This window comes from Undibacterium sp. GW821-FHT11H02 (assembly GCF_058808015.1).
This window is the reverse complement of record NZ_JBXARG010000029.1, coordinates 1-20,290: the sequence shown is the minus strand read 5'-3', so window position 1 is coordinate 20,290 and position 20,290 is coordinate 1. Positions and strand designations below refer to the sequence as shown.

The window sequence follows — 20,290 nt, the reverse complement described above, 5'->3', positions numbered from 1 at the left end:
GCTTACTCAGGTTTGTGAATCCAAAAAAGCAAACACCTAAACATCGAGTTGAGAATATGCGCGAAGAAAAAAAGTAAAATCTTCGCTTTCCTCTGCGCTCCTCAGCGCCTCTGCGTCTCAGCCTTGAGAGGTTTTGACCTGTGTTTGTCACGACTGAATCGCTACCCGATTCTTTCGTTTATTTCGGCAAACGCAAAGGATGTGCCTCAGTATTAAACGTCACTTTATCAAAATCAAGCGCCGATTTTGGTGCGAATAAGAGGTAGTAGTATTTGAAGGTTTCCGCGAATAAGAAACTTTCCATGGAATCCGTTTTAGCTTTAGTACGCACATCTTTCAACGCGGCGTAACCTGCCTGCTCACGGCAGTAGCGTACAAAATCAGTGAAGAATTCTTTACCCATTTGACGATATTTGACGTCACCCGTTGCTCGATACAGGTAGTAAGCAGATTCTATGATTTCGGGACGCAAGGGATAGCCGGCAGACTCAACTGCCATTTTTTGATAATCTAAGGATTCAGGTTCTATGCCATGCAGACGCCACATTTTGAGGCCGGATTCTTGCAGGCGTTGTGCGCGATCCAAGTCGCCACCTAGTACTAATAAAGCAGGCATAAAGGCGTCGAGCGAGCCATACAAGCTTGCAGTACGCTTGCCGGTTTCCATGTTGGCATGACCGTACCAGAAACCGCTAGGGGCTTCGTCGCCTAAATATTGATTGACACTCTTAATGCTGTTCTCCCACATGGCTTTGCAATCTTGATCGCCAAATAAGCGCCAGCATTTGTAGATGTATTCGTAGTAAGAGTCGATACCTCCGCCTATGTGTGAACTTTGATTGGTCCAGACACCTGTCACCACATTGATATTTGAACCAACCAAACCTATAGTCGAGCGACGTTCGTAAGTAGCGACTAAGGCTTTTTTGGCTTTGTCGTAATACACGGGCTTGTTGGTCAATTTGCTTAACATGCCAAATTCGAGCAGCAGCGTGCCCGTTTCTGCTGGGTTACTGACATCGCCACGCACTTTGCCGGTTTTAAGATTGACGTGGGTATAAGGCATGCCCGTCGGCGAATCAAAGACCGGTAATAGTCGATCGCCGAGATCTTCAGCCAGTTTGAGTAATCGCTTGTCGCCTGTCATCTGATAAGAAGACAGCAAGCCACCTAACAGACGGATCGTGATTTCAAAATTTTGTACATCAATGTCTTGATCAAAATTGAGCTTGGTCGCGATTAATTCCTGTGCTTCTTTGGCTTCTTTCTTTAAGCCCATGATCAGCAAGGTATCGAGCGCATCGACAGGTGTCATCAAGAGCGATGTGCCATACCAATCATGACTAGATTTGCTCAAAGGTTTTAATGCGTCGTGACCCCAAGCATATTGTTTATAAGCTTGCCAGGCATGTTGCGTTTCCCGTTTTACTTTGTTGGCCATGGCCAGCGATTGGGCTTCGCTCATGTCGGCGGCCTGCGCGATATTTGAACTGGTGCTGAATACGAGCGCCAGCATTAGGCAAGTTGTTTTTAGTGTCTTTAGCATGGGATGTCTCTTCCAGGTGAGTGCGCTTGATGATCTTATTTGTTTATTTACTTAGCAGTGCCAAAATTTGTTCCACACTAGGCGCTTGTGCACCAGCGGCGAGACAGGCAGCAGCACCGCTCGCTACTGAGAATTCCAGATGTTGTTGCCATGATTTCTGTGGCGAGGTGTGCAGGCTATATAGAAGCCCAGCGATACTGGCATCACCAGCGCCCACGGTATCGATAACTTGTATCGCCGGTGGTGGCGCCGACCAGGATTGATCTTTGACATACAGGGACGCGCCCGCCGCACCGCAGGTGTACAAGACAAGGGCATCCGGATTGAAACGTCGCAATTCGACAAATGCTGCATCAATATCTTGAGTACGAAATAAGCCACGGATATCGTCGTCTGAGACTTTGATCACGTCTGCCACAAGGCACATGTTGCGTAAAGTCTCATCGTAGCGCGCATCCATCAAATTACGGAAGTTGGGATCGTAACTAATCTTAACGCCTTGCTGTTTGAGTTGTTTAGCGAGGCTGACTAAAGTCGTCGCCAATGGTTCACGCGCCAGGCTGATGCCGCCAAAATGTGCCCATTGCAAATGCTGGTCCCAGCCTTGCGGTAAATCATGGGGTGCAAAGTGTAAATCCGCACTGTCGTCACCAATAAAAAAATAACTAGGTGGCGCAGTTTCGCCGACGATGGCGAGTAGAGGTGAGCGCTGAAAACGTTGAATTAAGCGTAAATCTAAACCGGCTTGCTCACTTGCTGCATACAGGGCATCACCAAATAAATCCATGCTGATGCCGCCCGCAAAGCCGGTACTTAATCCTAACTTAGCGAGACTACGTGCCACGTTCCAGGTTGAGCCACCGACCAGACTTTGCCATTGATCCGGACCGGTTCTTATCATGTCGGTCAATGCCTCGCCCGGACAGACGAATTGAGGGAAATTAGCCATGATGTGCGAAGGCTCCGATTACATTGAGCACTTCATAACAGGCACCCATAGTGTGGTAATCGGTCTTGCCAGCGGGACTTTTTTCATCGCTGATTTTGCTATTGTCGTTGCGCAGTATGCGATACCAGGCACCATGTTGATGATCGACAAAATGTTCCCAGCTATAGTTCCAAATCTTGTCATACCAAGTCCAGTAATCCTGATTGCCAGTGCGCTTAGCTAAGCAGGCAGCAGCGGCAAAGGATTCGGCTTGCACCCAAAAATATTTATCGCCATCACAGACATTACGATCTGGCGCGAAGCCGTAGCAAATACCACCATGGGTTTTATCCCATGAGGTTTCCATCGCGATAGCAAAGAGTTTTTCTGCCGTCGGCAATAACCATGCGCTATCGCCTTGCAAATGCTCGGCGTAGCCATCAAGTAGCATTAAGAGCTTAGACCATTCTGTGAAATGACCGGGTTGAAAACCCCAAGGACGGAACAGATTCGCTTTGTCGTCGAGATTGTAATTCCAGTCTAACTTCCATTGACTATCGTAGTGTTCCCAGATCAGGCCATCGGCTTGCGCGGCTTGTTGCTGAGTGATGGATTTGGCGATCAATTCGGCTCGGTGTAAATAGTTCACATTGCCTGTCGCCTGATAGGCTGCGATCATCGCCTCGCAAGAATGCATATTGGCATTCTGACCGCGATAGCTGTCTAGCATTTGCCAATCCTCGCTTGCTTGGTCAGCATATAAACCAAACTCGGGTTGCCAGAATTTTTCTTCCATTAACTGCGCGGTTTCGTCGATATAGACGCGCGCTTCAGTAACGCCCGCCATCAATGCATGCGAATACGCCAATAAGACAAAAGCCAGTCCATAACAATGATTATTCCCATCGATGACTTGCTTACTACCATCGCGCCATTGCAGCAGCCAAGTATAGGCGCCAGTCTCTGGGTTACGGTGCACATCGCGTAAGAAGGCAAGGCCATGTTTCACTTGCTGCAGGTAGTCGGGATTTTGAAAATGGCGATACGCCATCGCATAATTGAAGATGAAACGAGTGCTGCTCACTAAGTGACGACTATGCGTATCGTAAACAGTGCCATCATCTTTGAAGTAATGAAAAAAACCGCCGCTAGCGTCAATACATCGTGGATGATAAAAATGCATAGTCTTGGCGATGTGATCGGTGAGGTAGCTAGCGGCGCGGAAATCGGTCATGGTCTTGTCCATTACTGCATTTGCAGTCAATAAGGTAGTCTGGGTGTGTTGCAAGCCATTTGATGAAATTGCTTGAAATCCTAGAATGAAAATCCATCAAAATTTGTACCAGGCAGGAATAATAAAGACGATACAGCAGCCAATTTTTTGCTTCAATAATTTGCTGTATTTGAGAACTAGTTTATCGAGTTTAGTAAACAAATGGGGTTTGCAAAACAACAGTGAATAAAAAAGGCTACAGCGCGCGAGCGATGTAGCCTTGTTTCATTTAGCGCCGCCAATGGCAATTGCCAGATTGGGGCGCTAGATTGATTCTATTAGTGCACCACCGATTTAGCTTTGTCTAAAGTAATGCCTTGTTTGGCGAGTATTTGTGTCACCTTCCAGGCATAAAACGCCAGATAAGCGAAGCACAGGACGCCGACGATATAGCTCATTTGTATGCCAATTTGATCGGCGACTGCACCTTGTGCCCAACTAACGATGCCGCCACCCATGATCATCATGATCAGATAGTTACTGCCTTGACCTGTGTGTTTACCCAAACCACTGATTGCCAAAGCGAAGATACACGGCCACAAGGTGCTGCAAAACAAACCTATGCTGGTGAAAGCATAAATGCTGATCATGCCCGTCGTCGTCATGCCTATGGCCAAACCGACGATGCCTAAGAGAGAGAATAAGCCCAACATCTTGGCCGGATTGCCTTGACTTGCGATATCAGCAGCGATCAATACCAAGACGATCGCACCATAAACATAGAAATGATTCAGTTCATGCTTAGCGATAGCATTGACTAATAAAAATACAGAGAAGGCCAGGTACGGTGCCAGGAATTTTGCGATTTTCGCGGTACCCGCATTAAAATTGAACGCTTCTACTGCGCCAGTCCAGCGACCTATCATCAAGCTCGCCCAGTACAGGGAAATGAAAGGCGCGATGTCTTTCGTCATATAACCGAGTTTGGATTCCATGTAGGCTGGCAGATTGCTGGCGGTGGAGACTTCGACACCAACATACAAGAAAATCGCCAGCATACCCAAGACTAATTGCGGGAATTGCAAAGCGGAAGTTTGCGCATTCGGGTCTTCACTCAGATGTGCTTCTGGCACCGCCGGGCGATCAGGGATAGACGAGAATTTTAAGAATACTGCCACGATTAAGAAGGCGGCACCCAATACCAGATAGGGAATTTTGACACTTTCTATGCTGACCTCGGTATTGGTGGCAGAAGGAGAACCAAAGATCGCAAAACTAACAATCAAAGGGCCAATAGTGGTACCAAAATTATTCACGCCACCGGCTAAAGTCAGACGCTGCGAGCCAGTCTCTTGCGAGCCCAAGGCGATTGCCAAAGGGTTTGCAGCCGTTTGTTGTAGCGAAAATCCCAGGCCAACTACAAACAAGCCAGACAACATGAGTTCGAACGAACCACTATTTGCCGCAGGATAAAACAAGAGTGTCCCAAGTGCGGAGATGCCGAGACCCAGTGCTAAACCGTTTTTATAGCCGATACGATTGATCAAGTCTTCTTTGAGTATGGAAGACGCGCCTAAGTACAGCAAAGATCCCACGGTATAAGCGACATAAAATGCCAGCGACACAAATTGACTTTGAGTCTGGCTTAAGTGGAAAGCTTGCTTAAAAACGGGAATCAAAATGTCGTTGCTGGCTGCAACAAATCCCCAAAAAAAGAACACGGTGACCAGTGGGATAAATTGTGCCCACTGGGTATGAGCTTGTTTAGTCGTCATTTTATTATCTAGGTTTTAGGTTTTTAGTTAGTGCTGCAATCAAGTACGGCTCGACGTTCATCTCTCTATTTTGCAATATCGTTCATGAAGTATCTACCGCAGCAAAATTACCGCGCTGCCGCTTCGGTCTCGCATTGGTTTGTGCAGAGGTCTCTCGTATAAAAAGCGGGCATGTGATGGTATACCGACTGCTACTTATTTGTACATTTAAACGCTCTTTATTTCATGTTGTTTATTCGCTTTACTAAACGGAGCTTGAATAATCTGCTGCAAATGATGCGCACTCTAGCCACCAATTTTGTTGACGATATGTGTATAAATTTGAAATAGCCTTTAAAGACTGAGTTAGCACTAAAGTGAGGAGCGCAAAACGCGTCGAGAGTGGGTAGAGCTGCGTGTTGAAATGAGACAACTAAGGAACAAGCATCAGAAAAGTTTGCGATGCATCAAGAAGTTATGCACGGGATGGGGCAAGAATGTAAGGCAGGAAAGTACGGAGGCAAGCGCCGTGGATAGTCTGAAAGCCTCTCTATGTCTCGTTGGATTTAAATTACACTTGCCTAAAAATAACTGAAATGTTGTAAAAATTGAGCAAAATAGTTTTTAATTGGAAATATCTTTGACGAATTTCCTAATGTTGCTAGTATGAATTTACGCCACTTTCACATTTTGTAAATCTGTCTCTTTATTGAGCATACTTATTGAGCGTTCTTGTTTTCAGATTCATGTCGTCTTGATTTCTGTTTCAGATTCTTCATCCGCCTTCGCATCAAATTTTCTCCGGTTTCAATGTTCGTTCTCAGTTTTGTTTTTACTTCCTTCGAGTTTCATCAAATTGGTTTTTAATAATAAAGGAAAGCAATATGAAAGCGCATTACATTTTCCCCTTGGTATTCGCTAGCGTTGCCAGTGTGGGCTTAGTGCCCTTGGCACAGGCCGATGATTTAGCTGATTGGCTCAAGATTGATGGTTTCGGTACGGTCGGTACTTACAAAGGCAATAGCACGGCGGCCGGTGTGCGCGTGGATACCAAGCAAAGTACTTATTCGCTCAATGACTGGCGATTTGATGGTGACACCCAAGCCTCAATTCAGGCGACCTTGAATCCTCACGGAAAATTAAAAGCGGTGTTGCAACTGATTTCGAAGAAAGATATTAAAAGTAGTAGTAAGCCCACGGTCGAATGGGCTTATGTGTCATATCCAGTGACCTCAGAATTTGATGTCAAAGTGGGACGTACCGTCGCACCAATTTATTTGATGTCTGATTACCGTAATCTGGCCTACGCCCAGACCACAGTGCGGCCACAGTCTGAAGTGTATCAGGTGAATCCTATTTCCTTTCAAGATGGCGCGACCGCCCGTTGGGAGAAAAAAATCGGCACTGGCATGATGCAGGTCGAGGGGTTTTTTGGCAAAGCAAACGTCAGTGTCGCGCTCGGCGAAGTTGATTTAGATAGAGTAAAAGGTCTGTCACTAAAATGGTCCGATGGCTCATGGGCGATTCGTGGCGGTTACTCTAAATATAGTGCGTCGTTGACGGCCCCTAGCGTGGCCGCAACGATTAAATCTTTGGTGGCATTGCCGAGCGTGGTGTGTAGCAATTGCAGCACCGTCATTCCAGCGATTGCACCGTTGACTGGTATCACCGCGAATATCTCAACATTGGGGCTCTCTTATGATGACGGCGTGTGGATTGCGCAAACTGAATGGACTAAGCGTAAGTCGTCTTCAATCGTGATTAGTTCGGTCTCTGCATGGGATGTGCTCGGTGCTTATCGCTACGGCGACTTTACACCCTACATCGGTGCAGGTCGCTACAACACGGATGAATCGAGTCCAGGCTTATTAGCGGGAGCTGCTGCACCAGCGGCGTTTAAAACACAACTCAATTATCTGAATGCCTCTTATATTGGCGTGGGTAAAGGCGATAGAGATGTGGTGACCATCGGTGTGCGTTGGGACTTTGCGAAAAACTTAGCATTGAAAGCGCAGCTTGAGCGAATAAAAATGGATTCGCCAGAAATTGGCGCTTCCAGTTTTGTGCAATACCCCACATCGATGTTGGGTAAACCAAATGGTTTCGACGGTCGCGTATCGATGTTTACGCTCAATCTTGACTTTGTATTCTAAGCGAGGCCTGACATGAAACTAATTACTAAAACAATTTTGGGCCTGGCGTTGATCACCTCATTTCAGATCGCTCAGGCGGAACATGTGATTGTGGTGTCGGCAAAAAGTTCGGTAGGCACTTTAAGCAAAGATCAGGTGGCTGATATCTATTTGGGAAATAGCAAAGAGTTTCCTGGCGGTGGTCAGGCTCTGCCATTATTGCTTGCGAGCGGTGCGGTTCGCACTGAATTTTTTGAAAAGATTCTAGGCAAAAATGAGGCTCAGGCGAAAGCTATCTGGTCACGCCTGGTGTTTAGCGGCAAAGGCAGTGCGCCACGTGAAGTCGCTGATTCAGCAGAAATCGTCAAACTCATCGCAGCGAATCCTAACTGCATTGGTATCATAGAAAAGAGTGCAGTGAATGCCAGTGTGAAGGTGGTGTTGACGAGTCAGTAGTTGAATATCGCTAAGTAGTATCAATTAGAAATAAGCGACCAGAAGTAAGCACGCATAAAAAAACCGAAACGCTCAACACGTTTCGGTTTTTTTGTTTGCTACGAGACTTATTAGCTGCGTAGATCTCGCTACAAAAATGCTTTTGAGATTTGCTGATTATTTCTTAAAACGTTCTTCCGCCAAGCGATCTGCAATCACGCTGGTTGGTACGCCTTCCGCATCAGCACGAGCAAATACTTCAGATAAAGTCTCACCGATACGACGTACATGGGCGTCCATGCCATCTTCTGGTGTGTTCATGTATTCGTAGCAAACTTTGATGATGCCGCCTGCATTGATGACGAAGTCTGGTGCGTACAAGATACCTTTTTGACGGCATACTTCACCGATTTCTGGTGTGGCTAATTGATTGTTGGCACCGCCAGCAACGATTTTCACTTTCAGACGATTCATCGTGTCTGGGTTCAAAGTTGCACCGAGTGCGCATGGTGCGTAGATGTCAGCTTCAACATCGTAAATCGCATTGACATCAACTATGGTCGCGCCGAATTCTTCCTGAGCGCGCTTCAAGGAATTTTGATCGATATCGGCAACCACCAGTTTTGCGCCGGCTTCATGCAGGCGACGTGCATAGTCGTAGCCAACGTGACCCAGGCCTTGCAGGGCAACAGTCAGACCGTCGAAACTGTCTCGTTTGAAATGATGTTTGACCGCAGCTTGGGCGCCGACGAAGCAGCCTAATGCTGTGTATGGGGAAGGATCGCCACGATCACCGAGACCTGCTACGTATTTGGTTTTGCTGGCGACGTTCGCCATGTCTGCAGGGCTAGTGCCGACGTCTTCTGCGGTGATGTAGCGACCACCGAGGCGTTCTAAGGCTTCACCTAATGCTTCAAATAAAGCCGGAGTTTTATCGGTTTTTGGATTGGCGATGATAACGCTTTTACCGCCGCCTATAGGCAGGCCGGCTACGGCGTTTTTGTAGGTCATGCCGCGTGACAGGCGCAAAACGTCGCGTACTGCTTCTGCTTCTGTGGCGTAGTTCCACATACGGCAACCGCCCATGGCAGGACCTAAATTAGTGTTATGAACCGCGATAATGGCGCGTAAGCCAGATTTGGGTTCAGAGGCGAAAACTACTTGTTCGTGATGGTCGAAATTGACTTCGTTGAATACAAAGGCGGTCATGCTTATGGCTCCGCGCGGATGAGGTGCTGTTTGGCAGATGCGCCAGTTCGCTCCAGTACCGCAGAAAATGAGTGGATGAAAGAGAAAAACGGTCAGTAAATTTTTGCTACTAAGGCTTTTATCAGGCGGGTAGCCGATAAAAAAACGGTGATTGTGTCACGCGCGCAGAAGTATACGGCGTCGCCCCTATAAACTCAAGTTCGAAAGTCATTTGATTGGTTGGAAGGCTTAAGTCTGATTTATCGCTGGCAAGATCCCGCTATCTATTTTTTTATAAAAAATGTGACTTGAAAAATATCAAAAGAGATTTGTACACCTGAGACAAATTGAACCGATACTAATCAGTATTTAAATCTACCAATCAGTATACATTTTTACGAATGAGTATATACTTCGTCTGCGCTGATTAAGTGGTCAGCGCAAATCAAGCGAGTTTCGTGATGTTTTTGAAAAATATTCGCTTTTGATGCAAACGAATTTTATTTATTTTTAATTAATTTAATTTTAATCCTACTAATCGAAGAGGTTTTCCATGAAACGCATTATTCTTGCTTCAATTTTGAGCTTTGCCGCTACTTTCTCTGCACACGCAAGTGATATCGTTGATACCGCCGTAGGCGCGGGCAAGTTCACGACTTTGGCAACCGCATTAAAAGCTGCCGGTCTGATTGATACTTTAAAAGGCAAAGGCCCGTTCACCGTGTTTGCACCTACAGATGCTGCGTTTGCGAAAATTCCTAAAGCGGATCTTGAGGCTTTGCTGAAAGACAAAGCAAAATTGACAGCCGTTTTAACGTATCATGTGGTGGCGGGCAAAGTCATGGCGGCAGAGGTGAAAGCGGGCAAAGTTAAAACGGTGCAGGGCGCTTCATTGACAGTCAGTACCGCGGGCGGCGTCAAAGTTGACAATGCTAACGTGACTGCGACGGACATCCTTGCTGACAATGGCGTAATTCACGTGATCGATACAGTAATTATTCCTAAATAAATTGGATTACTTGGTTTGGGTAAGCTTGTTGTAGTCAAGTCTGGCGAAACCCAGAACCTGTGGTTTTGGTTCACAATCTTAAAAGAAATGCGCTGCCCATTTGCTGCTTATTTTCTTAGCTTTGCAAAAGCGATCGTTGATGTTCTGACGATCGCTTTTGTCTTTATGTGGAGTGATATTAAGAGACTTATCATGACGATATCACTTTGCTCTGGCGGCCCATTGCGATGTAACTCATAGCCTTGCATCTGACGACTAATTTCTACCCGGGCATGAACGTTTTTTATTTTAGTTTGCTATGTTTTAGTGACAAAGTATTGAACTTTACGTATGGTAACGGGTTCAAAGATCGATTCTACTTACGGAGGTTTTACCATGTTGCGACCAAGTCTACTGATTCTTGCTTTATGCCTGAGCTTAATGGCTTGCAGCCAGAGCGGCAAAGATGGCAAGTCATCAGAAAAAAATGCGAGTGCAACGCTTGAACGCACCTTGCAAGTGACGAACGAAGATTATGTCGTGATTCAAAATAGTGCTTTGGCATCGGGTCCCGTGATTACCGGTTCTATACAGCCAGAACGTAAAGCCGATTTGCGCGCTGAAGTGTCTGCCATCGTCATGCAAGTTTTAAAAGAAAACGGCGAGGTGGTAAGACGCGGCGATTTGTTAGTGCGTTTGGATGACACTTCATTCCGAGATCAATTAGCCTCTGCCGATCAGGGCGCGCGCGCTGCGCAGCAAACTTTAGATCAGGCTGAACGTCAGTTAGAGCGTTTAAAAACCCTACGTGCTTCCGGCATGACTTCCATGCAAGCTTTGGAAGATGCTGAGATTCGCCGCAATAATGCACAGAGTGAATTGGTGGCAGCGAAAGCGCGAGCGGTAGCAGCGCGCCAGCAATTACAACGCACCGAGATCCGGGCGCCATTTGATGGCATCGTCAGTGAGCGCAAAGTGTCCAACGGTGATACCGCGCAAGTCGGTAAAGAAATTATGAAAGTGATTGATCCCGCCAGTCTGCGTTTTCAGGGTTTGATTTCCACCGATATGGTGACGGCGGTGAAAGCGGGGCAGGCGGTGAGCTTCCGTATCAATGGCTATGATCAGCAATTTGTCGGCAAAGTGCGTCGTGTCGATCCGGCAGCCAATGCGACTACTCGCCAAGTAGAAGTTTTGGTGGACTTCATAGGTAAAGATCAACCGCGTGTCTCTGGTCTGTATGCAGAAGGTCGTATTGAAGCGGCGACCACACAAGTGTTGACCATCATTAATTCTGCGATAGCACGTGATGGTGACAAGACTTATGTGTGGGCGATACAGGGTGGTGTATTGAAAAAACAAGTGATCGCTTTAGGTGAACGCGATGTACGCCGTGGTGACTATGCAATTTTGTCTGGTTTGAAAGCAGGCGATAAAGTTTTGCGCCAACCTTTGTCTACGTTCAAAGATGGTTTGAAAGTAGAGATGGCGGCATCTGCTGGTGTTAATCCGGCGATCCAGAATGTGGCACCTGCCGCCAGTGCCCCTGCCTCAGCTACCGCCTCCTCAACATCCGCTTCCGCAACCGTAGCAGGAAAATAATATGTTTCTATCTGACTTTAGTATTAAAAGACCGATTGCGACGATCGTTATTATTATCGCGCTGATGTGTCTGGGCTTATTGGCCTTGAAAAAATTGCGCGTTAATGAAATTCCTAACGTACAAGAACCGGTGCTAGGCGTGTATGTCCCTTATCCGGGAGCGTCACCGGAAAGTGTGGAACGCGAAATTGTTAATCGTATCGAGAAATCACTGCAAAGTATTTCTGGTGTCACACAATTACGCTCTTCTGCCAATGAGGGTAGTGCTTATTTCACGCTGATCTTCAACTTCGATCGCAATATGATCGAAGCCTCAGACGATGTGCGCAATGCGATTGCTTCGGTGCGCTATAAATTGCCGAATGAAATGCGCGAGCCTATTATCGAAAGACGCGATCCTAACGATCAACCGATTATGCAGATGGCCTTGTCGTCCAAGACCAAGACACATGCTGAGATTTCGCGTTTAGCCGAAGATGATTTATCGGATCGCTTCCGTGGTGTCGATGGCGTCGCGGTTGTGACCGTGAATGGCTCTCTGAAACGTGAACTGAGTGTCCTATTGCGTGCGCAAAAGCTGCGTGAATTTAATGTTTCTGTTTCTGAAGTGGTGTCCGCATTACGCACGCAAAACTCAACAGCACCAGTCGGGAAGGTGCGCGGCACGATGGAAGAGAAAAGCATACGTCTGGTCGGCCGTTTAGAGTCGCCGGCCGAGTTTGAACAAATCGTGGTCAAACGTCGTGGCAATGAAGTCGTGCGTCTGGCGCAAGTAGCGACGATACAAGATGGTTTTGCCGAAATCGGCGGTTTCAGCGTACGGAACGGTAATCCCAACGTCGGTATCATGGTCATGAAGTCACGTGATGCCAGTACCGTATCCGTCGCCAACAGAATTCGTCAGATGGTTGACGAAGTGAATAAAACCCTGCCAGAGGGTACTAAGTTAGAGATCACGCAAGATGGCGGTAAAAATGCCCAAAAAAATCTGAATAACGTCATCGAATCCTTGTTGTTCGGTGCGGTATTAACGATTTTTGTGGTGTACGTATTTTTGAATTCCTGGCGCTCGACTTTAATTACTGCACTGAGTTTGCCGACCTCAGTCATCGCGGCATTTATCGCGGTGTGGTTGTGCGGATTTACTTTGAATTTCATGACCTTGCTCGGACTTTCCTTAGCAATCGGTGTCTTGATTGATGATGCGATTGTGGTGCGGGAAAATATCGTGCGTCATATGGAAAACGGCTCTGATCGTCGCACAGCGGCTTTGAATGGTACTGCTGAGATCGGCCTGGCGGTAGCGGCAACTACTTTCTCGATTATGGCGGTGTTTATTCCGGTGGCGTTTATGCCAGGCGTATCAGGTGAATGGTTCCGCCCATTTGCTTTGACAGTGACGTCGTCGGTGATGGTGAGTTTGTTTATTTCTTTTACGCTCGATCCTATGCTATCTGCATTCTGGGGCGATCCAATTGGGCATCATCTACAACCTAAAACCGGTTTGAGTCTGACATTAGAACGCTTTAACAAATGGTTCGATAGTAAAGCAGAAGGTTATGGCAATGTGATCGCTTGGGCTTTGCATCACAGACGTTGGATGGCCGTCATTGCGCTAATGAGTTTTGTATTGGCGATTGTCTTGCACGCCAAATTTGGCGGAACCAGCTTTTTACCTGCGTCCGACAGTGGAACGCTAATGATTAATGTTCGCACACCGTCTAGTTCTAGCTTGGAGTATTCACGTTTGAAAGTTGAGAAGGCTGCTGAGTTGGCGCGTACTTTGAAGGAGACTGTGGCGACCAATAGCAGTGTGAATATTACTGGTGGTCGTGTCTATGTCGATATCGGCAAGAGCACGGAACGTAATCGCTCTGCAGCGCAAATCGCGGTGAGCTTGCGTGAAAAAGTCGCGACATTGGTAGGGGCAGAATATGTGGTGCAAGATGATTTGAATAACGGTGGTGGTAAGCCTGTTCAGATCAAATTCTCTGGTGAGGATTCACGTAAATTGATGGAGATCACCAGTGACTTTATGGAGAAATTGCGCAAGGTGCCGGGTGCTGTCGATGTCGGTTTATCGGAACAAGATCCTAAAGACGAATTGCAAATTGAGTTGAATCGTGGTTTGGCCAATTCTCTGGGTATTTCTTCTAATGATGCAGCGCAGGCTTTGCGTGTGGCATTTGCAGGGGTAGAGGTAGGTGACTGGGTTGATCCAACTGGCGAAACGCGCGATGTTTCTGTGCGCTTGCATCCTGAGGACAGAGTCAGTGCCGACAATATCGAAACCCTGCCTATCGCTGTGACGGGCACCGACAAAATGGTGCCTTTGGAACAAATCGCGACGATTAGCATGGGTAAGGGCCCAGCGCGTATTGAACACTCCGACGGCAAACGCATGATTTCTGTGTCTGCGAATGTACAAGGACGTTCGCCAGGCGAAGTCACGACGGAAGCATTAAAGATTGCTAAAGCGATTAATTTCCCAGCGGGATTCGGGATTCAATTGGACGGTTCTGCAAAAAACCAAAATGAATTGTTCACTGAAATGACGATTGCGTTGGTGATGGGCATAGGCTTGATGTATTTGATTTTGGTGATGCAGTTTGGTTCTTTCACCGCACCGGGCGCAGTGATGTTGTCCTTGCCTCTGAGTTTGATCGGCGTAGTGTTGGCTTTGTTAATGACCAAGGGTACCTTGAACTTGATGAGTTTCATCGGAATTATTATGTTGATGGGCTTAGTCGCCAAGAATGCGATTCTGTTATTAGATTGTGCACGTAAGCGAGAAGCAGAGGGTTACGATAGGGAAGATGCCTTGATGTATGCAGGCCGTATGCGTTTGCGTCCGATTTTAATGACCACCTTTGCTTTGATCGCTGGTATGTTGCCGGTTGCTATTGGCATGGGCGAGGGCGGTGAATTTTATCGTCCATTGGCGATTGCGATTATCGGCGGTACGATTACTTCGACTTTATTGACACTCTTGGTGGTGCCAACTTTCTACGACAGTATCGAGATAGCACGCGACCGTATGTTTGCAAAATTCGGTCGCCGTGCGGTACGCTGGAATGCTTTTGTCGCCTTTGTATTGACCTTCATCGAAGCGATATTAACTTTGATTTTTGTGCGTCTGATTTATCGCGGATTGAAGTTTGTACTGTTTTGGATTATCGGTAAGCCTCAGGCAAAAGCGCCAAAGAGTTCATGAACTGAAATGAAAAAGCATCAAGCAGTCAATTAGCAAAAAAACTGTAATCCGGCGACGGCCTCGAAAGAGGCCGTTGTCTTGTGTATTTGTATCATTCGAAATCTAGTGAGGATATTGTGAGTCTCAACAACCCTACCACCGCTGACTTAGGTGTTGCCGCACCTAAGATGCCAAGGCAAATTCCCTTCATCATCGCCAATGAAGGATGCGAGCGATTTAGTTTTTACGGCATGCGTAATATCTTGACGGTGTTTTTAATGACAAGCCTGTTGTTGTCGATACCGGAAGACTTACGAAAAGGCGAAGCTAAGAATGTGTTTCATACCTTCGTCATTGGCGTGTACTTTTTTCCTTTGCTAGGTGGTTGGCTGGCGGATCGGGTTTTCGGTAAATACAATACGATCTTGTGCTTGAGTTTGGTTTATTGTGCCGGACATGCTTGCTTGGCGATGTTCGAACACAGCATGACGGGTTTTTATACCGGCTTGTTTTTAATCGCTTTGGGTTCCGGTGGGATTAAACCTTTGGTTGCTTCATTTATTGGCGATCAGTTTGATCAGACTAATCGCTCCTTAGCGCAAAAGGTCTTCGACGCGTTTTACTGGATCATTAACTTCGGTTCTTTCTTCGCGTCCTTGTTGATGCCGATCTTCTTGAAACATTTTGGTGCTAGCGTGGCATTTGGTATTCCTGGTATTTTGATGTTTATCGCCACCTTTGTATTTTGGTTGGGGCGTAAGAAGTACGTGCGGGTAGAACCGGTGAGCAATGATCCTCATGCCTTTTTGGTAGTGATCCGTAGTGCGATTTTGTCGCAAGGCGCCAGCCGCACAGAAAGTCGACCTGGTTTATGGTTGACGCTGTTGGGATTTATCTTAGCGATTGCTGGTTTGTTTTTCATTCCACAAATTGGCGTGGTCGCCGCCTTGTGTTCTGCCTTGGTATTGGTTATGGGTTTCGGTGGCGCTGGTGCTTGGATGCAGTTAGAACGTGTACGTGGCATACATCCTGACGATGCGATTGATGGGGTGCGCAACGTCTTACGTTTGCTAGTGCTGTTTGCTCTAATTACGCCGTTTTGGTCCTTGTTTGATCAAAAGGCTTCAACCTGGGTATTGCAGGCAGATCACATGACTAAACCATCGTGGTTTGAGTCTTCTATGATGCAGGCACTGAATCCTTTGCTGGTCATGATCCTGATCCCATTTAATAATTTTGTACTTTATCCATTGCTTGCACTTGGTGGCGTCAAAGTCACAGCCTTACGCCGCATGGGCGCTGGCATCGCTGCAACCGGCTTGGCATGGATCGTTGTCGGTGGTTTGCAGTTAGAGATTGATGGCGGTGATCCCATAACAATACTATGGCAAATTATTCCTTACGCGCTGATGACCTTTGGCGAGGTCTTGGTGTCGGCTACAGGACTGGAGTTCGCTTATAGTCAGGCACCAATTTCTATGAAGGGCGTGATAACCAGTTTTTGGTATTTGTCTGTAACGGTGGGTAATTTGTGGGTCTTACTGGCGAATTCTAGTGTGAAAGGAGAGGCGGTTAGCGCTTATATCCTATCCTTGGGGCTAAGTGTGACGGCATTTCAGATGTTTTTCTTTGCCGGATTTTGTTTGTGTGCCGCAGGTTTATTTGCGATGTATGCGCGTAATTATCGTATGTTAGATAATTATCGTAAGGCATAAATCTTCTGAACTTTAGGAAAAGCTAGAGCAGCGACCAGCGCTCGGTATGGGGTAACTTTGATAAGTTGGTTTGCTACAGTTAGTTTCTTAACAGTTTGCTTATGTTCGACGGTAGCTCTGGGGTCTAGCGCCTGTTGATTTCATGCTCTATTGGGGAAAGTGACTCCGGCTGCTAGAATGCACGCATATTTTTTTAATGGCATCAGTTTTCGTTTAGGACGGCAAAAATGATCAAGATCGGTATCGTGGGCGGAACGGGTTATACAGGTGTGGAATTGCTCAGAATCTTGGCGACACATCCTCAGGCGCAATTGACAGCGATTACCTCGCGTAAAGAAGATGGCTTAGCTGTGGCGCAGATGTATCCTTCCTTACGTGGCCGTGTTGATTTGGCGTTTTCCTCGCCCGATAAAGCTAATTTGAATGAGTGCGATGTGGTGTTTTTCGCGACGCCGCACGGTGTAGCGATGGCGCAAGCACCGGAACTCTTAGCCAATGGCGTGAAGGTGATCGATCTGGCAGCGGACTTCCGTATGCAAGATGTGGCGCAGTTTGAAAAATGGTATGGGATGGAACATAGCTGCAAAGACTTGCTGTCAGAGGCCGTGTATGGCTTGCCAGAACTCAATCGCGACAAAATCAAGAACGCACGCTTGATCGGTAATCCTGGTTGCTATCCAACGACGATGCAACTAGGCTTTGCGCCTCTATTGAAAGCTGGCCTGATTGATGCAGGTAATTTGATCGCCGATTGTAAGTCGGGCGTTTCAGGTGCGGGTCGTAAAGCGGAAATAGGGATTTTGTTTTCCGAATCTAGCGACAGTTTCAAAGCTTACGGCGTAGCGGGTCATCGCCATACGCCTGAGACTATAGAACAATTGCAGCGTTTGACGCAGGACAAGGTCGAACTACTTTTTACCCCCCACTTAGTGCCTATGATACGTGGCATGCATTCGACTTTGTACGCGCAATTAACCCAAGAAATCAGTAATGATGCTGTGCAGGCTTTGTTCGAAGATGCGTATAAGGATGAGGCCTTTGTCGATGTCATGCCGTTCGGCTCACATCCAGAGACGCGTTCAACCCGTGCTTCGAATATGTTGCGTATTGCCGTACATCGCCCGGGTAATGGCAAGCACCTGGTGATCTTGGTGGTGCAAGACAACTTGGTAAAGGGCGCTTCCGGTCAGGCGGTGCAATGTATGAATATTATGTTTGGTTTGGATGAAGGTACCGGCTTGCAGCATGTGCCGGTAAATCCATAAGTTGGCCTAAGTAAATTAAAAGCGCCAACCATGCCAATCTCTAAATTTTTTCGCCGACGCATCACTGCGTCTAAGATGACTATCAATCAACATTTGCCTTGGCCGATTAAATTTGCCTTGTTTGCAGTGGTGATTGGTGTCGGTGGTGCAATTGCCATGTGGACTTATGATATGGGACGCAGTTTTGCGTTTGGTCCTAAGTTTTCACCTGAACAAATGACTGCTTTGCAAGATAAAGTTGCTAGTTTGACTGCCGAACGCGATAAATTGCAAGCGGCGGCTGCAACCATAGAAAGTCAGCAAAACATAGAAAAGTCGATACAAAAGCAGTTGACCGATCAAATTAATACCCTGACTGCTGAAAACAATAAGATCAAAGATGATTTGGCCTTTTTTGAAAGTTTGATGCCTTCTGCAAATCGACCGCAGGGCATCACTTTGCAGAAAACCAAAATTGAATTGGTCGCACCTAATCAGTTACGTTATCGTGCTTTGGTTATGCAGGGGGGGAAGTCAGTGCGTGATTTTTCGGGTGAAATGCATATCAGCTTGACACTAGTTCAAGATGGTAAACCTGTTATGATGGAATTCCCTGATCCTAAATCGGGGGACGCGGGGAAGTTGAAATTATCCTTTAAGCATTATCAAAGGCTGGAAGGACAACTTACTTTGCCAGAGGGCGCGATTGTCAAATCTGCGCAAATGACAGTGCTGGAAAAAGGTGAATTGCGTGCAAAACAAGCGCTCAGCTTTTGATGCCACGATGAGCCAGTTCCTGAGACGGGACGTGCTGAAGTACTGTTGATTGTCGAAACCTTAAAAACAATGAGGAGTTTGCATGTTTAATCGTAAGGATAAGAGCACGATAGATAGCCTGATAGGCGCAACCACCAATATTCAGGGCGATGTACATTTTAAGGGTGGTTTACGGATCGATGGGCATGTCGTCGGTAATGTGATTGCAGAAACCGGTGCACCGAGTATTTTGGTGATTTCTGAGCAAGCCGTCATAGATGGCGAGGTACGTGCCGGGCACATTGTTGTCAATGGTGTCATTAATGGCCCTGTGATTTCTACTGAGTTAATCGAATTGCAAAGTAAAGCCCGCATCTCTGGCGATGTCCAATATAAAGCCTTGGAAATGATGAATGGCGCCTTGGTTTCAGGTAAGTTGGGACATGATCAGGTAGTCGAACCCATGTTAAAGTTAGCTGCTTCCAACTAGCGCAAACTTTAATCTGAAGAAAGGTCTATAATAGAGACCTGATCTGAATTTTTGTAGGAGCTTACTATGAACGCCGTTACTGATATGCCATCCCCCATTATCTTCACCGACAGTGCTGCTGAAAAAGTTGCACAATTGATCGAGGAAGAAGGCAATCCAGATTTGAAATTGCGCGTCTTTGTACAGGGCGGCGGTTGTTCAGGTTTTCAATATGGCTTCACCTTTGATGAAGTCACGAATGAAGACGACACCATTATGCACAAAAACGGCGTACAGCTGTTGGTCGATGCAATGAGCTACCAATATTTGGTTGGCGCGGAGATCGACTATAAAGATGATTTGGAAGGCGCACAATTCGTGATCAAAAATCCGAATGCACAATCAACTTGTGGTTGTGGTTCTTCTTTCTCTGCTTAATGTTTTTAGGCTATGCTCTATGGGCTATGAATAAGTAGAGCAGGATAGATTGCTTGGACAAAAAAAGACGCTGCGGCGTCTTTTTTTTATGGAAAATTTGTTTCCCGCGCACAAGCGCACTGGCACAGGCTACACTCAATACCAAGAGCATGGTAATGAGCAAAAAAATGGAAACTGCAGCGCGACAATCGGCACCTGGCCCAGAACTCTTGAAGGCATTACGCAAGGTATTGCCAACGCAAAGTATCTTGGCAGATCCCGAAGACACCAGACCTTATGAGTGCGATGCTCTAACTACGTACAGGCAATTAGCGTCCGTCGTGGTCTTGCCTGAAAATGAAACCCAAATCTTAGCGGTTTTGTCGATTTGCCGTGAGTTAAAAGTCCCTATCGTTGCCCGTGGTGCTGGTACTGGCTTGTCAGGTGGCGCAACGCCTGTCGAATTTGGTCTGGTTCTATCAACCGCAAAGTTAAATAAAATCTTGCAGGTGGATGCCTATGCCAGAACCGCAGTGGTGCAACCCGGTGTGCGTAACCTGGCGATCTCAGATGCGGCAGCCAGCTCGGGTTTGTACTATGCCCCAGATCCTTCTTCTCAACTGGCATGCACTATCACTAGTGTCCGGTTAAATTGCAATAAAAGCTTAAGAAACACCATAACGGCGCGGGTTCCAGCTCGATTTTGTTTG

Annotated in this window: 16 protein-coding genes; 11 read left to right on the top strand and 5 right to left on the bottom strand. The window is 46.8% G+C overall.

What is annotated here, in order from left to right; genetic code table 11:
* Positions 1–178 precede the first annotated feature (178 nt).
* From AC1RR2_RS19875 to AC1RR2_RS19860, 4 genes are all read right to left on the bottom strand, one after another.
* Entirely contained in the window at positions 179–1,546 is a 1,368-nt protein-coding gene (locus tag AC1RR2_RS19875; RefSeq protein ID WP_493224021.1) for a glycoside hydrolase family 47 protein, read from the bottom strand.
* A 43-nt stretch (positions 1,547–1,589) separates the two neighbouring features.
* Positions 1,590–2,495 (bottom strand): carbohydrate kinase family protein, encoded by a 906-nt coding sequence (locus tag AC1RR2_RS19870; RefSeq protein WP_493224020.1) that lies wholly within the window; start codon positions 2,493–2,495, stop codon positions 1,590–1,592.
* Positions 2,488–3,708 (bottom strand): AGE family epimerase/isomerase, encoded by a 1,221-nt coding sequence (locus AC1RR2_RS19865; RefSeq protein WP_493224019.1) that lies wholly within the window; start codon positions 3,706–3,708, stop codon positions 2,488–2,490. The genes AC1RR2_RS19870 and AC1RR2_RS19865 overlap by 8 nt, the downstream gene beginning before the upstream one ends.
* A gap of 317 nt (positions 3,709–4,025) precedes the next feature.
* The gene (locus tag AC1RR2_RS19860) at positions 4,026–5,462 is read right to left on the bottom strand and encodes an MFS transporter (protein WP_493224018.1); all 1,437 of its coding nucleotides are present in this window, start codon (positions 5,460–5,462) and stop codon (positions 4,026–4,028) included.
* Between the two features lie 863 nt (positions 5,463–6,325).
* On the opposite strand from AC1RR2_RS19860, the gene AC1RR2_RS19855 reads away from it, so the two are divergent.
* On the top strand, positions 6,326–7,594 hold the full coding sequence (locus AC1RR2_RS19855; protein WP_493224017.1) for a porin: 1,269 nt from the start codon (positions 6,326–6,328) through the stop codon (positions 7,592–7,594).
* A gap of 12 nt (positions 7,595–7,606) precedes the next feature.
* Complete coding sequence (locus AC1RR2_RS19850) at positions 7,607–8,029, top strand: type 2 periplasmic-binding domain-containing protein (protein WP_493224016.1); 423 nt, start codon at positions 7,607–7,609, stop codon at positions 8,027–8,029.
* Between the two features lie 156 nt (positions 8,030–8,185).
* On the opposite strand, the gene AC1RR2_RS19845 is transcribed toward AC1RR2_RS19850, so the two are convergent.
* Entirely contained in the window at positions 8,186–9,217 is a 1,032-nt protein-coding gene (locus tag AC1RR2_RS19845; protein WP_493224015.1) for a Leu/Phe/Val dehydrogenase, read from the bottom strand.
* A gap of 532 nt (positions 9,218–9,749) precedes the next feature.
* On the opposite strand from AC1RR2_RS19845, the gene AC1RR2_RS19840 reads away from it, so the two are divergent.
* From AC1RR2_RS19840 to AC1RR2_RS19800, 9 genes are all read left to right on the top strand, one after another.
* Positions 9,750–10,205 carry a fasciclin domain-containing protein gene (locus AC1RR2_RS19840; protein ID WP_493224014.1) on the top strand — a complete coding sequence of 152 codons (456 nt, stop codon included), beginning with the start codon at positions 9,750–9,752 and terminating at the stop codon, positions 10,203–10,205.
* A gap of 375 nt (positions 10,206–10,580) precedes the next feature.
* A complete protein-coding gene (locus AC1RR2_RS19835) occupies positions 10,581–11,786 on the top strand; it encodes an efflux RND transporter periplasmic adaptor subunit (RefSeq protein ID WP_493224013.1) in 1,206 nt (401 codons plus the stop codon).
* 1 nt (position 11,787) lies between these two features.
* Positions 11,788–15,000 carry an efflux RND transporter permease subunit gene (locus AC1RR2_RS19830; RefSeq protein WP_493224012.1) on the top strand — a complete coding sequence of 1,071 codons (3,213 nt, stop codon included), beginning with the start codon at positions 11,788–11,790 and terminating at the stop codon, positions 14,998–15,000.
* Between the two features lie 167 nt (positions 15,001–15,167).
* A complete protein-coding gene (locus AC1RR2_RS19825; RefSeq protein ID WP_493224037.1) occupies positions 15,168–16,694 on the top strand; it encodes a POT-type proton-dependent oligopeptide transporter in 1,527 nt (508 codons plus the stop codon).
* Positions 16,695–16,921: 227 nt separating this feature from the next.
* The gene (argC, locus tag AC1RR2_RS19820; RefSeq protein ID WP_493224011.1) at positions 16,922–17,959 is read left to right on the top strand and encodes an N-acetyl-gamma-glutamyl-phosphate reductase; all 1,038 of its coding nucleotides are present in this window, start codon (positions 16,922–16,924) and stop codon (positions 17,957–17,959) included.
* Between the two features lie 30 nt (positions 17,960–17,989).
* Positions 17,990–18,715, top strand: coding sequence for a DUF6776 family protein (locus tag AC1RR2_RS19815; protein WP_493224010.1), 726 nt, complete (start codon positions 17,990–17,992; stop codon positions 18,713–18,715).
* 82 nt (positions 18,716–18,797) lie between these two features.
* Positions 18,798–19,184 (top strand): bactofilin family protein, encoded by a 387-nt coding sequence (locus AC1RR2_RS19810; RefSeq protein ID WP_493224009.1) that lies wholly within the window; start codon positions 18,798–18,800, stop codon positions 19,182–19,184.
* 66 nt (positions 19,185–19,250) lie between these two features.
* The gene (erpA, locus tag AC1RR2_RS19805) at positions 19,251–19,601 is read left to right on the top strand and encodes an iron-sulfur cluster insertion protein ErpA (RefSeq protein ID WP_186923729.1); all 351 of its coding nucleotides are present in this window, start codon (positions 19,251–19,253) and stop codon (positions 19,599–19,601) included.
* A gap of 155 nt (positions 19,602–19,756) precedes the next feature.
* On the top strand, positions 19,757–20,290 hold a 534-nt coding region (locus AC1RR2_RS19800; protein WP_493224008.1), incomplete at its 3' end, for an FAD-binding protein.

Excerpts from the sequence above, each read along its gene's own strand:
- AC1RR2_RS19850 (WP_493224016.1), top strand. The coding sequence starts at position 7,607 with ATGAAACTAATTACTAAAACAATTTTGGGCCTGGCGTTGATCACCTCA.
- argC (WP_493224011.1), top strand. The coding sequence starts at position 16,922 with ATGATCAAGATCGGTATCGTGGGCGGAACGGGTTATACAGGTGTGGAA.
- AC1RR2_RS19855 (WP_493224017.1), top strand. The coding sequence starts at position 6,326 with ATGAAAGCGCATTACATTTTCCCCTTGGTATTCGCTAGCGTTGCCAGT.
- AC1RR2_RS19810 (WP_493224009.1), top strand. The coding sequence starts at position 18,798 with ATGTTTAATCGTAAGGATAAGAGCACGATAGATAGCCTGATAGGCGCA.
- AC1RR2_RS19825 (WP_493224037.1), top strand. The coding sequence starts at position 15,168 with ATGCCAAGGCAAATTCCCTTCATCATCGCCAATGAAGGATGCGAGCGA.
- AC1RR2_RS19875 (WP_493224021.1), bottom strand. The coding sequence starts at position 1,546 with ATGCTAAAGACACTAAAAACAACTTGCCTAATGCTGGCGCTCGTATTC.
- AC1RR2_RS19865 (WP_493224019.1), bottom strand. The coding sequence starts at position 3,708 with ATGACCGATTTCCGCGCCGCTAGCTACCTCACCGATCACATCGCCAAG.
- AC1RR2_RS19860 (WP_493224018.1), bottom strand. The coding sequence starts at position 5,462 with ATGACGACTAAACAAGCTCATACCCAGTGGGCACAATTTATCCCACTG.
- AC1RR2_RS19845 (WP_493224015.1), bottom strand. The coding sequence starts at position 9,217 with ATGACCGCCTTTGTATTCAACGAAGTCAATTTCGACCATCACGAACAA.
- AC1RR2_RS19870 (WP_493224020.1), bottom strand. The coding sequence starts at position 2,495 with ATGGCTAATTTCCCTCAATTCGTCTGTCCGGGCGAGGCATTGACCGAC.
- erpA (WP_186923729.1), top strand. The coding sequence starts at position 19,251 with ATGAACGCCGTTACTGATATGCCATCCCCCATTATCTTCACCGACAGT.
- AC1RR2_RS19835 (WP_493224013.1), top strand. The coding sequence starts at position 10,581 with ATGTTGCGACCAAGTCTACTGATTCTTGCTTTATGCCTGAGCTTAATG.
- AC1RR2_RS19830 (WP_493224012.1), top strand. The coding sequence starts at position 11,788 with ATGTTTCTATCTGACTTTAGTATTAAAAGACCGATTGCGACGATCGTT.
- AC1RR2_RS19815 (WP_493224010.1), top strand. The coding sequence starts at position 17,990 with ATGCCAATCTCTAAATTTTTTCGCCGACGCATCACTGCGTCTAAGATG.
- AC1RR2_RS19840 (WP_493224014.1), top strand. The coding sequence starts at position 9,750 with ATGAAACGCATTATTCTTGCTTCAATTTTGAGCTTTGCCGCTACTTTC.